We start from the raw sequence: 14001 nt of genomic DNA, 5'->3' as shown, positions 1-14001 counted from the left end.
TATGACGAGACGACCGGAGATCTTCCGGCCGTCGTCTTTTTGTCATGGGCATTGTGATCGTTGAGAGGGGAGGGGGCAAGGATCGGTTTCCGGCCGTTCGCGGCGCGTCTCATGTGGCGGAAAGCACGAGCCAAGTCCCGTTACCGCGCCGTAAGCTCACCGACATGCAGGTGATCCAGTCGACCAAGCTCTCCAACGTCTGTTACGAGATCCGGGGCCCGGTTCTCGAAGAGGCGATGCGTCTGGAGGCGGCAGGCCACCGCATCCTGAAGCTCAACACGGGCAACCCCGCGGCCTTCGGGTTCGAGTGCCCGCCGGAGATCCTGGAGGACATCCTCCGGAACGTGTCGTCGGCGCACGGATACGGCGACGCGAAAGGCCTGCTGGCCGCCCGCCGCGCGGTCGTCATGCACAACCAGACCCTGGGCATCGAGACGGACGTAGAACACGTCTTCATCGGCAACGGCGTCTCCGAGCTGATCGTCATGGCGATGCAGGGGCTGCTCGACGACGGCGACGAGGTCCTCGTACCGTCCCCGGACTACCCGCTGTGGACCGCCGCCGTCTCGCTCTCCGGCGGGACCGCCGTCCACTACCGCTGCGACGAGCAGTCCGACTGGATGCCCGACCTCGCCGACGTGGAGCGGAAGGTCAGCGACCGCACCAAGGCGATCGTCATCATCAACCCGAACAACCCGACCGGCGCCGTGTACGACGAGGCGATGGTCAAGGGCCTCACCGACATCGCCCGCCGCCACAACCTGCTCGTCTGCTCCGACGAGATCTACGACAAGATCCTCTACGACGGCGCCACGCACACCCCGACCGCGAAGGTCGCCCCGGACCTGCTCACCCTCACCTTCAACGGGATGTCGAAGGCGTACCGGGTGGCCGGATACCGCGTCGGGTGGATGTCGATCTCGGGGCCGCGCGCGCACGCCGACTCCTACATCGAGGGTCTGACGATCCTGGCCAACATGCGGCTCTGCGCCAACATGCCCGGGCAGCACGGGGTCGTCGCCGCGCTCAGCGGGCGGCAGACCATCAACGACCTGGTGCTGCCGGGTGGACGGTTGAAGGAACAGCGGGATGTGGCGTACGAGCTGCTGACCCAGATCCCCGGCGTGACCTGTGTGAAGCCGAAGGGCGCGCTGTATCTGTTCCCTCGGCTCGATCCGCAGGTCTTCAAGGTCAAGGACGACCGGCAGATGGTGCTCGACCTGCTGCGCCAGGAGAAGATCATGGTCGTCCACGGCACCGGGTTCAACTGGTCCGAGCCCGACCACTTCCGGGTCGTGACGCTGCCGTCGGTCGGGGATCTGCGGGACGCGGTGACCCGGATCGGGAACTTCCTGGACGGGTACAGCCAGCCGTAAACGGTGCTGGAGCCGCCGTAAACCTCGCGGGGCGGTTTTCTTGGGGTTCTTTCGGCCAGATTTTCGGCCAGCATAACTTTAGACGAGATCTAAGCTAGGATGGTTTCCTGTCTGAGCACAGGAGACCATGCCATGTACGAACCGATCCGCACGAAGTCGGTCCACAGCACGGTGGCCCGCACCCCTTCCTCCGACTTTCCGCACCGGTCGCGCGAGGAGGAGCTGGACATTCAGCTTGCGGGGCATCTCGCCGCGCTGCTTGCGGTGACCGATGAACTGCGGGCGCTGGAGCCTTCCGACGAGCTGGACGTGGCCGCGGAGAGGCTTGCCGGGCAGCTCACGCGGTTGCGTGGGGGCGCCGCCTCGCCGAGCCGGGCGGCAGCCGCCTCTTCTACGGCGCGTTCGGATGCCCTGCATCAGCGGGCTCACGCGCTGGCCGGGCGGGCGTTGGTCGTTGCGGCGTCGCGTGCGGATACCGCGGCGGCGATTCTGTCCGCCGAGCGGATGGACGCGCATGCGGTGACCGTGGTCGCCTGAGCTGTCGCGCCCCTGAAGAGGCGCTCCTCTGCGCCGTGTTGATCCGGGACCCCTCCGACACCTCCCGTTCATCCCTTTCCTCGGGGAATGTTGGGTTCCGCGAGCACGCTGCCCCTCGTGAGACGTATCGCGGGAATCGTCCTCGCGGTGTTGCTGATCGGTGGCGTGGTGGCAGCCGTCGTAGCGGGCCGGGACAACGGGGACAAGGGCACGGCAACGAAGACCGTGCGTGGTGTGATCGGTTCGGAGAAGGCGGACTTCTTCGCCGATCCCGATGTGGTGAAGGCCCTCGCCGCCAAGGGCTTCACCGTGAGGACGGAGACCTCCGGGTCCTGGGCCATGGAGGGGCTCGATCTCAAGGGGTACGACTTCGCCTTCCCCTCCAGTCAGGCACCGGCCGACGCGCTCGCCGACAAGTACAAGGTGCGGCAGCCGTTGCCGCGGCCCTTCTACTCGCCGCTCGTCGTCGTGGCCCACCGCAGCGCCGCCCAGGTGCTCGCGGACAACGGGCTCGCCACGCTGGACAAGAGCCAGGACCGCGGCACCCTGAAGATGGCCGCCTATCTCGACGCGGCCAAGGGCGATCGGACCTGGCAGCAGCTCAAGGGGGCGTCGAAACACGGGGAGTTGACCGGCACCCTCTACATCGCCACCACCGACCCCGAGACCTCCAACTCGGGTGCTCTGTACCTCGCCGCCGCCTCCTACGTCGCCAACGGCGGGCGGGTGGCGGCCAGTAGCGCCGATGTGGATCGCACCGCGCCCCTGATGCACAAGCTGATCAGCATGCAGGGTGCCCAACAGTCCAGCTCGGACGCGCCGTTCAGGGACTTCATCAGCGGAGCCGGCAATCCGCTGGTCCTCGTGTACGAGTCTCAGGTGGCCTCGCTGCTCCTCGACAAGCAGCCGGTCGGTGACCTCGTCGTGCTCTACCCGGACACCACGGCCAACAGCGACCACACCGTCGTACCGCTCACCCCGGAGGGCCGCGAGCTGGGTCAACTCCTCAGCAGCGACCCGACGTTGCGCAAGCTCGCCGTACGGCACGGGTTCCGGCCGCAGGGTGACACCGCCGAGTTCGTCGCGGCCACCGCCGACCGCTCCAGCTATCTCAACCAGACGCTGACCGGCGTCCGGCAGGCGCCCGTGCCCACCTCGAAGGTGCTGCACGACATGGCGCGCCGGGCGCGCGGTTGACCGGGGGGAATCACATGAGCAGCAGTTTCAACACCAGCCAGAACAGCAGTCAGCACACCCAGAGCGGGGACGACGTCTTCACCCTCACTCCGCCGGAGGCCGTCGCGCCGGTGCCGAAGGAGAAGGCCGGCGGCCTTGTGCCCGTGGACGACAGCGTCCGTACGGACATGGCCCAGAAGGCCGCCGGCTACATCGAGGGGCTTGCCTCGCTCGATGCCCGCTCGCCCGAATTCGCGGGCAAGGTCGGGGAGATCACCGCGCTCGGCGCCGGTGAGATGCGCACCGCGACCGCGCAGTCCAACCGGATGCTGGAGCGGACGGTGCGGAGTCTGCCGTCGAAGGGCGGGGACGCACAGTCGCAGGTCGCCGGTTCGCTCGTCGAACTCCGGCGTGTGGTCGAGGACTTGGACCCGCGCGACCTGCCCGCCTCCAAGGGGCGCAAGCTCCTGTCCCGGCTACCGGGCGGCAACAAGCTGCGCGATCACGTCGCCAAGTACGCCTCCGCGCAGGGCACGCTGAACAAGATCGTGGGTTCGCTGCGCGGCGGCCAGGACGAACTCCGTCGCGACAACGCGGCGTTGCAGACCGAGCGGGTCCGCCTCTGGGAGACCATGGGCAAGCTCCAGGAGTACGTCGTCCTCACCCAGGCCCTCGACACGGCCGTCGAGCAGCACATCACCGGCGTCGAGACCGCCGACCCGGGCCAGGCCGACACCCTGCGCGCGGACGTCCTGTTCCCGGTCCGGCAGAAGCACCAGGACCTGCTGACCCAGCTCGCGGTGTGCGCGCAGGGCTACTTGGCGATGGACGTCGTACGGCGCAACAACGACGAGCTGATCAAGGGCGTCGACCGCGCGGCTACGACCACGGTCTCCGCCCTCCGTATCTCGGTCATGCTGGCCTCGGCCCTGGAGAACCAGCGCAAGGTCGTCGACCAGGTCAACGCCCTGCGCGGCACGACCGAGGACCTCATCCGGGGCAACGCCGAGATGCTCTCCACGCAGAGCGGCGAGATCCAGCGCATCGCGGCCGACCCGGCGGTGGGCGCGGAGACGCTCCGGACGGCCTTCCAGCAGATCTACCGCACCCTCGACGCCATCGACACCTACAAGGTCCAGGCGACCGAGGTGATGGCCGCGACCGTGGAGTCCCTGACGTCCGAACTCCAGAACGCCAGCACGTACTTGGAGCGCAGCCGGTCGCAGAGCGCCCTGGAAGGCGGCCTCGGATGAGACGTCTCGTCGCGCTCGCCCTCGGCACGGCCGCGCTGTTGACCGCCTGCACGTCGGCACATGACACGAAGGCCGACACCGACAACGCCCCCAAGCCCGGGACCCTTCGCGTCCTCGCCTCCAGTGAACTCAGCGACATGACCCCGGTGTTCGACCAGGTCCGCAAGGACACCGGCATCACGATCCGCCCCACCTACATGGGCACCCTCGACGCGGTGGACCTCCTGGCGAAGGGCAAGGTCGACGGCCAGTACGACGCGCTGTGGCTGTCGTCCAACGACTATCTGCGGCTACGGCCCGACGCGGCGAAGAAGGTCGTGTCGGAGACCCCGATCATGTCGAGCCCGGTCGCGATCGGTGTGAAGACGGCCACCGTCACGGCACTGGGCTGGACCCCGGACAAGGTCACCTGGTCCCAGATCGAACAGGCCGTCCAGGACGGCAAGTTGACCTACGGCATGACGGACCCGGCCCGCTCCAACTCCGGTTTCTCGACCCTCATCTCGGTCGCCTCCGCCCTCTCCGACGCCCAGTCGGCACTCACCGACGCGGACGTCACCAAGGCGACTCCCCGGCTGAAGGAGTTCTTCAAGGGGCAGAAGCTGACCTCGGGTTCCTCGGGCTGGCTGGCCACGGCCTACCAACGCCGGGGAAACGTCGACGCGTTGCTCAACTACGAGTCCGTCCTCAAGGGCATCCCGGGCCTGACCGTGATCCGCCCGAGCGACGGAGTGGTCACCGCCGACTACCCGTTGACCTCCCTCGCCGCGACGGACGCCACGACCCGCGAGAACGTCCGGCGCGTGACGACCGACCTGCGCACGGACGCCCTCCAGAAGCTGATCACCACCCGCACGCACCGCCGCCCGGTCGTCGCCTCCGTGCCGCCCGCGTCCGGCCTGGAGACCAGCCGACGGCGTGAACTCCCGTTCCCCGGCAGCCAGTCCGTCGCCGACGGGCTCCTCGACTCGTACGAGAACAAGCTGCGCCGGCCGTCGCGGACGGTATACGTCCTCGACACCTCGGGCTCGATGGACGGCGACCGGCTGTCCCGGCTGAAGAAGGCCCTCACCGATCTGACCGGGGACTTCCGGCAGCGCGAGGAGGTCACGCTGATGCCGTTCGGGTCGGCCGTGAAGAGCGTGCAGACGCATGTGGTGAGCCCGAGCGATCCGCAGGCCGGGCTGAAAGCGATCCGCAAGGACACCAAGGCGCTCAGCGCGGACGGGGCCACCGCGATCTACACCTCGCTGGAGAAGGCGTACGAGCATCTCGGCACCGGCGGCGACACGTTCACCTCGATCGTGCTGATGACCGACGGCGAGAACACGACCGGTGCCAAGGCCAAGGACTTCGACGGCTTCTACCGTCAACTCCCCTCCACCCAGCGGGAGATACCCGTCTTCCCGATCCTCTTCGGCGATTCGGACAAGGCGGAGCTCCAGCACATCGCCGATCTGACCGGCGGCCGGCTCTTCGACGCCCAACAGGGCTCGCTGGACGGCGCCTTCGAGGAGATCCGTGGCTACCAGTAAGTTCCTTGGCTACTTGGAGTCCCGCAAGAACCTCACCGGCAGCGCGTGCGGACTCGTCGGGCTGGTGCTGACGTTCGTGGGTGTGGCGGGGCCGTACTGGCCGGTCGTGGTCGTCGGTCTGTACGGCGCGGGTGCGCTGATCGCCCCGCCGGAGCGGCCGGTGCTCCCCGACTTCCCGGACCCCTCCGCCCAACTGGAGGAACTCCGCGACGACTTCGAGAAGCTCGGCGGCTACCTCACCGGCGTCGAACTCCCGCCCGCCGCAGCGGGCCGGCTCACCGAGCTGAACCAGCTCCTCGCCGGGCTCCTCGATCCGCAGGTCACGCACGACCTCGCGCAGGACCCGGAGGGCGTGCACATCCTGTCGCGGGCGATCCGGCAGGACGTACCGGAGGCGGTCGACACGTTCGTACGGACGCGGTGGTGGACGCGGTTGGCCCCGGGCACCGAGCCCCCTGAGCGGCACCTGGAACGGCAGTTGACGGTGCTTCAGGAAGAGGCGCAGGGGTTGGCGACCAGCCTGCGTGAGGTGGAGGCGCGGCGGCAGGAGTCGCACACGCGGTATCTGGAGGACCGGGGGCGTTCGCAGAACGGCTGAACTCTCAGAGCACCCCGATCAGGACGATCAGCAGGACGAGTACGAGCACCACGCCCACCACCTTCAGGGGGCCGAACCGGGAGCCCTGCGCGTCCCCCGGCGGTGGCGGTACCGGCACGGGTGGCCGTACCGGCAGGTTGAACACGTCGTGTCCCGTCACCGCGGCCCGCGTGCACCACGGGCAGGTCGGGAGGTGGGAACCGTAGGAGTGCAGGGGGCGTTGCGGGCAGACCTGGACGCGGGAGCGCTCCTGGTCCAGGGCGCGCAGCCAGACCTCCGGGGTGGGACGGGCGGACGGGGCGTGGACGCCCGCGCCGAACGCCGTGTGGGCCAGGGTGAGGAGGCCGGGTGGGAGGACCGAGGGGTCGACGGTGCCGCGCGGGATGACGACCGCCTCGGGGCGGACGACGTAGGAGACGCTCGCGGCGATGTTGTCCTTGACCGTGGACTCGGGGGTGCTGTCGTGCGGGACGCCGCCGAAGGGGTGGTTGCCGGCCGTGAGGAGCTGGTAAATGAGCACCGCCAGCGCGAAGTTGTCGCTCTCCTCGGTGGCCGCGGCGCCCGACTGGCGTTCCGGTGAGGAGTAGTCGGTGGTGTGCATCAGGCAGGGGAAGGGCTCGGCGGTGACCGGGTCGGTGAAGGCGATGGAGTCGCAGTCGAGGAACGTGACGAAGCCGTTGGCGTCGACGACGACGTTGCTGCTGGAGAAGTCGCCGATGACGAGGTTGTCGTAGTGCATGCGGGCGGTCATGAAGGCGAGGTTCCAGGCGACGCCGAGCAGGAAGCGCCAGTCCGCGCGGTCGCCGAAGAGGCGGAGGCGCTGGGCGCGGGTGAACAGGCCCACCAGCTGGACGTGTTGGGGTTCGCCGAAGCGGCGCATGGCGTAGCCGAGGAACTCGCCCTCGGGGCTGCGGGCCATGGCGGTGGGCCAGGCGAGTTCGGGGGGCTGGTTGGCGTCGGTGGGGCGGGCGGCCAGGGGGGACATCGTGAGCATGCGGGCCAGGCGGCGCTCCAGGTCCGGGCCTGGGCGGTCGCGGTAGAGCTTGACCACAATCGTGTCGTCGCCCTCCACCGGGAAGACGGCCGCCTGTCCGCCGCCCTTGAGCGGGATTTCGGCGAGGGTGACGGGCTTGCCGTCCAGGTGGACCGTGCGGCCACTCATGGGGTCACCGCGCGCACGGCCCGCAGCAGGGTCTTGTCGTCGGCGTTGAGGCTGGTGAGCCGGTCCGACCTGAGGAGGGCGGCGAGGCTCTCGTGCGCTTTGTCGGTCACCGGTCCCGGGGTGTCGAGGGAGCCCAACACCGCCTCCACGAAAGAGGTGTTGGGCTGGGGCGGGCCGCCGCCGGAGAGCGACAGGGCGGCCTGCGTGAGGCCGTCGGTGGACAGCAGGACGCCGTCGACGCGCGGGTCCGCCACGCAGTCGGTGCGCAGTCGGCGGGGTGCGTCGGGCGAGGTGAGGAAGACGGTCTCGTTGCTGTACTCGCTGACGGCGGGCGGCTGCGGGAGGAGATGGAACTGCCGTTCCCCGTCCTCGGTTCCGGCACGGACGACGACGAAGCCGTCGCCGACGCTGAGATGGCCGAGCCAGCCGGGGGTGAGGACGACGACGGTGAGGGTGGTGGCGTAGTCGGGGGCGGTGGCGCCGTAGGTGTCCAGGAAGATCTTGCTGACGTCGTGGAAGGCGTCGGTGAGCAGGTCGTGGACCTCCTCGCCCGGCGGGCAGCCGGACGCGGCGGCCGCCCGGCGCCGGAAGTGCTCGGCCGCCAACTCGACGGCGTGCAGGGCCCCTTGGTCAGAGTGCGGGCGGCTGCCCGCGCCGTCCGCGACGGCGAGGACGGACACCGACGCGGACGCCGTGTAGGTGCAGGCGTCCTGGCAGGGCGTGCCGGTACGGCGGTGCCGGTAGCCCTCGACGCTCAGGCCGTGGATGCGCCAGGGCGATTCGGCCACCGCTCAGCTCTCCCAGGCCGGGCGCTGGGTCTTGAACTGGCTGAAGATCTTCTCGAAGACCTCGTCGCCCGCGCCCTTCTGCTCGGCGTTCGCACTGGCCGACATCATCTGCAGCAGCTCGCGGAACGGGAAGCCCTGGATGCGCGCGTTGAACTTCGGCGCGAACGCCTGGAGCACCTGCTCGCCGCGGTCGGTGATGCCGCCGACGCCGATCGCGTACAGCCGGAAACGGCGGGCCTGTTGCTCGTCGGCGAGGACGGGCAGCAGCCGGTGCCAGGAGTCGGTCATGTGGCCGGTGGCGTCGGTGGGGAGACCGTCGGTGACCAGGCAGATCTGCGGGCGGTAGTACTGGAGCCCGGACGCGCGCAGCTCCGCCTTGCGGGCGGCGACGACATGCATGGCCAGCTCCAGCGCCTCCGTCATCAGGGTGACCCCGGACGCGGTGAACCGGGGTGCCTGGAAGGCATGGGCGGGCACGAAGGGGCTCAACCTGGCCCGGGGGTCGAGGAGTTGAGGCCCCCGCCAGGCGCCGACGCCCCGGCCGCCGAAGGTGATCACGGCGACCTCGACGCTGTAGCTGAGGGAGACGTCGTCGTGGAGTTCCCGGGTCCACTCGGCGAGCGCGTCGTTGAGCGTCTGGATCGGCGCGCCCGCCATGGAACTCGACGTGTCCAGGCACAGTACGAGCGGCAGCCGTTGCGCGTTGTTCTCGAACTCGATGTCGGCGTACTCCGCCGGCATCGTGGGCGGGTATTCGCTGTGCATGGCGTCTCCTGGTCGACCGGGCGGTACGGGGGTCACGAGGTGCCGCGCGCGTGGTGCCGGGCGGCGGGCGGGAAGGCGTACAGGACGTCGGAGTCGGCTTCGTGGGCGTCGGTGACCTCGACGTACGCGCCGGGCACGGGCGGCGTCCGGTCCGGTTCGGCCCACACCGCGCGGTACAGGACGTGATCGAGTTCGACGTAGCCCTGCGGGTGAAGTGCCGTACGCACGACGGCCGTTCGGGACGGGCCGGTGCGGGGGCCGACCCGGCGGCCGTAGGAGGACGGGGCCGGTGCGGGCGGGACGGGGCGCAGTCGGGCGGTGGTCTCGGCGCTGGTCTCCTCGGAGCGGGCCTCCGTGGCCCCTGCGACGGCCGGGGTGCGCGAGCGGCGGACCGCGAGGAGGAGGGCCAGGAGCAGGAGGAGGAGTACGGCGGTCAGGGCGAGGAGCAGGACTCGTGTGTGGTCCGTGGACTTGTGTCCGCCCCCGAGTTCGGCGACGCCCACCTTCTTGTCGATCAGTTGGCCGCCGGTGAGCGAGGACTTCTTGAGCGCCTTGCACAAGTCGCCGTCGCAGGCGGGGAGTTCGCTCAGTGTCCTGTCGTCCAGCCGGTCGATCCGGGCGTCCCGGTCGACGAGTGCGTGACCGGCCAGGACGATCAGCGCGGTGCCGCCCTGGCCGGTGTGGACACCGGCTGGCACCTGCACCCGGAGGTTCTTGAGGTTCCGGCGGACGGCGGCCTGGCCGCTCTTCTGGCCGGCGTCGAAGCCCAGGGGCTTGTTCAGCGTGACCGTGACCACGGCCCCGTCGTCCAGCGCGTCCTGCCAACAGCCCAGCCGCGTCGGAAAGTTCTTGCCGCAGTCCGCGCCGGCCGCGGCGGCCGGTCCCGCCGGAATCACCGCGATCAACAAGCCGAACAGCAGGACAGTGAACAACGTATGTCTCATGACGACCCCCCGTTGGCGCCCATAGTGGAGGCAACAGGGCGGTGGCCGAAAGGGGTTGACTGAGAATGCTCAATTCACTTCTAAAGCTGGAAAACCTGATGACAACGGGTGAACATCTGTCGCGCCCGTTCCACCCAATCACTGGCCAGAACATCGAAATCGGCCTGGGAGATCCGGCAGGTCAGCGGGAGGTCGCAGACCCCGGCGAGGCACGGTCTCGGTCCGCGTACGTCCCACACCGAGAGCATGGGATTCAGCTGTTCGGTGTTCCACGCGTTCGACGCGGCTGCGGCGATCGCCAATTGATCCTTGCGCAGAGAATGACCGTCGGTGACAAAGGCGACAAGGAGTCTTTTCGTGGTCATGAAACGCACGGTGAGCGTGCGTCCGGACGCCTCTAGATCGAATTGCAGGGAGACGGAATCGACATCGCTCTCGACGTGGTAATTCCGGCGGGCGCCCCAGTTGTGGGTCAACTGCCGCCAGGACGAACCGATGTCGTAGTCCCGGCCGGGCGGGAGGGAGGCCTCAGGCGTCGCCACGGACCACCGCCTGCGTGATCATGTCGTCGGTGAGGCCCGCGTCGAGCAGGGCCTGCGCGTGCAGCAGCAGACAGGACGGCACCGGCAGGCTGGTGCCGCCCCCTCGCCGGGCCGCCAGCTCACTGCGGCGGACCTCGATCGTGCGGGCGACGGCGGGCGGCGGCCAGGTCGCGGGGCGTGGCTGTGCCAGCAACTCGCCGAGCAGGACGGCCAGTTGGGGCCGGTCCTCGGGCCGCTTGGCCAGACAGCGCGCGAGCAGCGGCCGTATCCCCGGTGGTACGCCGTCCAGTTCGGGTGGGCGGTGCACGACCCGCAGGCTCACCGCCTCCCCCGCGCCGAACGGCGGGCGGCCCGTCAGCGCGTACACCAGGACACCGCCGAGGGAGAACACATCGCTGGGCGGGCCGATCTGACCCGCCGTCATCTGCTCCGGGGACATGAAGGGCGGGGTCCCCACCACGATTCCGGCCTGGGTGAGGCTGGGGGCGCCCTCGACGCGGGAGATGCCGAAGTCGATGACGCGGGGGCCGTCGGAGGCGAGCAGCACGTTGGCCGGTTTGAGGTCGCGGTGGACCAGGTTGGCCGCGTGGATCGCCTGCAGCGCCTCGACGAGGAACGCGCCGAGCCTGCGCACCTGCGCCTCGGGCAGCGGACCGTCCGACCTGACGGCCTCGGCGAGGGAGGGCCCGGGCACGTACATCGTTGCCAGCCAAGGGAGTTCGGCCTCGGTGTCCGCGTCGACGACGGCCGCGGTGTAGGCGCCGCTGACCAGCCGGGCGGCGGCGACCTCGCGGGCGAAGCGCTCGCGGAACTCGCTCTCGGCGGCCAGTTCGGGCCGTACGACCTTCACCGCCACCTCACGCCCGGCGGGCGAACGGCCGAGATACACCCAGCCCATCCCGCCGGAGCCGAGCCGCCCGGCGATCCGGTACGGCCCCACGCTCAGGGGATCGCTGACCGGTGTGCGCACCCCGCTCACCTCACTTCGGGGTTCGTTGCAGGTTGTCCCGAGTGTCCCCCGAAATCCCGTCTTGGGCAGGGGAGATGCGTGAAATGGGAGGCATGACTACGCGGTGGCGCCCCGGTGGTGTAGGGGCAACGGGCAGGGCCCCGCACGCCGTTGTGCGGGGCCCTGCCCGTCGTACTGCCACCGCGGCCGGCCTGTGACGACATTGCTGGTCAGGGCACAATCGGCGGCCGGCCGCGGAGTCTTCGGTGGGTTCTAGCCGAGGCGCTCCACCAGCGCGCGGTACTCGTCCCACAGTTCCTTCGGGGTGTGGTCGCCGAAGGTGTTGAGGTGGTCGGGGACCAGGGCGGCCTCCTCGCGCCACACGTCCTTGTCGACGGTGAGCAGGAAGTCCAGGTCCGCCTCGGACAGGTCGAGGCCCTTGGTGTCGAGGGCGCCCTTGGCCGGCAGCACGCCGATCGGGGTCTCGACGCCCTCGGCGCGGCCGTCGAGGCGGTCCACGATCCACTTCAGGACCCGGCTGTTCTCACCGAAGCCGGGCCACACGAACTTGCCCGCGTCGTTCTTGCGGAACCAGTTCACGTAGTAGATCTTCGGGAGCGTCGCCTGGTCGCGGCCCTTGGCCACATCGACCCAGTGGCCCATGTAGTCACCCATGTTGTAGCCGCAGAACGGCAGCATGGCGAAGGGGTCGCGGCGCAGCTCGCCGACCTTGCCCTCGGCGGCGGCGGTCTTCTCGGAGGCCACGTTGGCGCCGAGGAAGACGCCGTGGTTCCAGTCGAAGGACTCCGTCACCAGCGGTACGGCCGAGGCGCGCCGGCCGCCGAACAGGATCGCCGAGATCGGCACGCCCTTGGGGTCCTCCCACTCGGGCGCGATGATCGGGCACTGCGAAGCGGGCACGGTGAAGCGGGCGTTGGGGTGGGCGGCGGGCGAACCGGACTCCGGCGTCCAGGAGTTGCCCTTCCAGTCCGTGAGGTGGGCCGGGGTCTCCTCCGTCATGCCCTCCCACCAGATGTCGTTGTCGTCGGTCAACGCCACGTTGGTGAAGACGGAGTTGCCCCACAGCGTCTTCATCGCGTTGGCGTTGGTGTGCTCGCCGGTGCCGGGCGCGACGCCGAAGAAACCGGCCTCGGGGTTGATCGCGTAGAGCCGGCCGTCCTCCCCGAACCGCATCCAGGCGATGTCGTCACCGATCGTCTCGACGGTCCAGCCGGAGATGGTGGGCTCCAGCATCGCGAGGTTCGTCTTGCCGCAGGCGCTCGGGAAAGCGGCGGCGACGTACTTCGAACCACCCTCCCGTCGCCCACCACCACCCTCAAACGAAGACCTTCGGTCTCCCCCTTCATTCATAGGGGGCGTCAGTTTGAGGATCAGCATGTGCTCGGCGAGCCAGCCCTCGTCCCGCGCCATCACGGAGGCGATGCGCAGGGCGTAGCACTTCTTGCCCAGCAGCGCGTTCCCGCCGTAGCCGGAGCCGTAGGACCAGATCTCGCGGCTCTCGGGGAAGTGCGAGATGTACTTGGTGGAGTTGCACGGCCACGGCACGTCCGCCTCGCCCTCGGCCAGCGGCGCTCCGAGCGTGTGCACAGCACGCACGAAGAAGCCGTCGGTACCGAGTTCGTCGAGGACGGGCTGTCCCATGCGGGTCATGGTGCGCATGGAGACGGCGACATAGGCGGAGTCGGTGATCTCGACGCCGATCGCGGAGAGGTCCGAACCGAGAGGGCCCATGCAGAACGGGACGACGTACATCGTCCGGCCCTTCATGGAGCCGCGGAAGATGCCCTTTTCTCCCGCGAAGATGTCCCGCATCTCGGCGGGAGCCTTCCAGTGGTTGGTCGGGCCCGCGTCCTGCTCCTGCTCGGAGCAGATGAACGTCCTGTCCTCGACCCGGGCGACATCGGTCGGGTCGGAGGCGGCGTAGTACGAGTTGGGGCGCTTGATCGGGTCGAGCTTCTTGAAGGTGCCCTTTTGGACGAGCTCCTCGCTGAGCCGCTCGTACTCCGCTTCGGATCCGTCACACCAGACCACGCTGTCCGGCTGGGTCAGTTCGGCGATCTCGTTGACCCACGAGATCAGTTCCTTGTGTTCGGTTGGGATGACGGGGGGAGCCGCGATGTCGCGCGCCACGATTGCTCCTATGATGAGGGATTTTGTCCTAGTTGCCCCGTGGGGGCCGCGACCCGGATGCTTCACGATGGTCGATCTTGGCGCTCATCCGGTGCCGACCGCACTCATTTGATCATCCGACGCGTCCGCCCATATGTCCAGAGGGCCTCACATACGAGCGACGTGAGGATCGCCACTCATCAGCCACTCATCGACATGTTTTCCGTGCGTCACCATCGATTCACC

At 69.1% G+C, this 14001-nt stretch carries 13 protein-coding genes; 6 read left to right on the top strand and 7 right to left on the bottom strand.

Annotated elements, in window-relative coordinates; genetic code table 11:
- Positions 1-164: 164 nt before the first annotated feature.
- The 6 genes from OG496_RS35615 (at position 165) to OG496_RS35590 (ending at position 6475) form a co-directional block, all read left to right on the top strand.
- On the top strand, positions 165-1376 hold the full coding sequence (locus OG496_RS35615; protein ID WP_399386865.1) for a pyridoxal phosphate-dependent aminotransferase: 1212 nt from the start codon (positions 165-167) through the stop codon (positions 1374-1376).
- Between the two features lie 132 nt (positions 1377-1508).
- Complete coding sequence (locus OG496_RS35610; protein ID WP_366489498.1) at positions 1509-1913, top strand: hypothetical protein; 405 nt, start codon at positions 1509-1511, stop codon at positions 1911-1913.
- Between the two features lie 117 nt (positions 1914-2030).
- Positions 2031-3110, top strand: coding sequence for a substrate-binding domain-containing protein (locus OG496_RS35605; RefSeq protein WP_405973819.1), 1080 nt, complete (start codon positions 2031-2033; stop codon positions 3108-3110).
- 14 nt (positions 3111-3124) lie between these two features.
- A complete protein-coding gene (locus OG496_RS35600) occupies positions 3125-4342 on the top strand; it encodes a toxic anion resistance protein (RefSeq protein WP_405973818.1) in 1218 nt (405 codons plus the stop codon).
- Complete coding sequence (locus OG496_RS35595; RefSeq protein ID WP_405973817.1) at positions 4339-5877, top strand: substrate-binding domain-containing protein; 1539 nt, start codon at positions 4339-4341, stop codon at positions 5875-5877. The genes OG496_RS35600 and OG496_RS35595 overlap by 4 nt, the downstream gene beginning before the upstream one ends.
- Entirely contained in the window at positions 5864-6475 is a 612-nt protein-coding gene (locus OG496_RS35590) for a hypothetical protein (protein WP_405973816.1), read from the top strand. Before OG496_RS35595 ends, OG496_RS35590 begins: the two co-directional genes overlap by 14 nt.
- 4 nt (positions 6476-6479) lie before the next feature.
- On the opposite strand, the gene OG496_RS35585 is transcribed toward OG496_RS35590, so the two are convergent.
- The 7 genes from OG496_RS35585 to OG496_RS35555 all read right to left on the bottom strand — a co-directional run bounded on the left by OG496_RS35585 (position 6480) and on the right by OG496_RS35555 (position 13776).
- Positions 6480-7637, bottom strand: coding sequence for a hypothetical protein (locus OG496_RS35585; RefSeq protein ID WP_405973815.1), 1158 nt, complete (start codon positions 7635-7637; stop codon positions 6480-6482).
- Positions 7634-8425, bottom strand: a complete 792-nt coding sequence (locus OG496_RS35580; protein WP_405973814.1) for a PP2C family serine/threonine-protein phosphatase — start codon at positions 8423-8425, stop codon at positions 7634-7636. The genes OG496_RS35585 and OG496_RS35580 overlap by 4 nt, the downstream gene beginning before the upstream one ends.
- 3 nt (positions 8426-8428) lie before the next feature.
- Entirely contained in the window at positions 8429-9190 is a 762-nt protein-coding gene (locus OG496_RS35575; RefSeq protein WP_366489487.1) for a VWA domain-containing protein, read from the bottom strand.
- 32 nt (positions 9191-9222) lie between these two features.
- Positions 9223-10134, bottom strand: coding sequence for a hypothetical protein (locus OG496_RS35570; RefSeq protein ID WP_405973813.1), 912 nt, complete (start codon positions 10132-10134; stop codon positions 9223-9225).
- Between the two features lie 80 nt (positions 10135-10214).
- Positions 10215-10676, bottom strand: a complete 462-nt coding sequence (locus OG496_RS35565) for a hypothetical protein (RefSeq protein ID WP_366489485.1) — start codon at positions 10674-10676, stop codon at positions 10215-10217.
- On the bottom strand, positions 10663-11646 hold the full coding sequence (locus tag OG496_RS35560) for a serine/threonine-protein kinase (protein ID WP_405973812.1): 984 nt from the start codon (positions 11644-11646) through the stop codon (positions 10663-10665). The genes OG496_RS35565 and OG496_RS35560 overlap by 14 nt, the downstream gene beginning before the upstream one ends.
- Before the next feature lie 252 nt (positions 11647-11898).
- Positions 11899-13776: a phosphoenolpyruvate carboxykinase (GTP) gene (locus OG496_RS35555; RefSeq protein ID WP_405973811.1), complete on the bottom strand. Its 1878-nt coding sequence runs from the start codon at positions 13774-13776 to the stop codon at positions 11899-11901.
- Positions 13777-14001: the final 225 nt, after the last annotated feature.

This window comes from Streptomyces sp. NBC_00988 (genome assembly GCF_045162645.1).
In the GTDB taxonomy this organism is placed as follows: Bacteria; Actinomycetota; Actinomycetes; order Streptomycetales; family Streptomycetaceae; genus Streptomyces.
The sequence above is the reverse complement of the archived record's forward strand: the minus strand, read 5'-3'. Positions and strand labels throughout refer to the sequence as shown.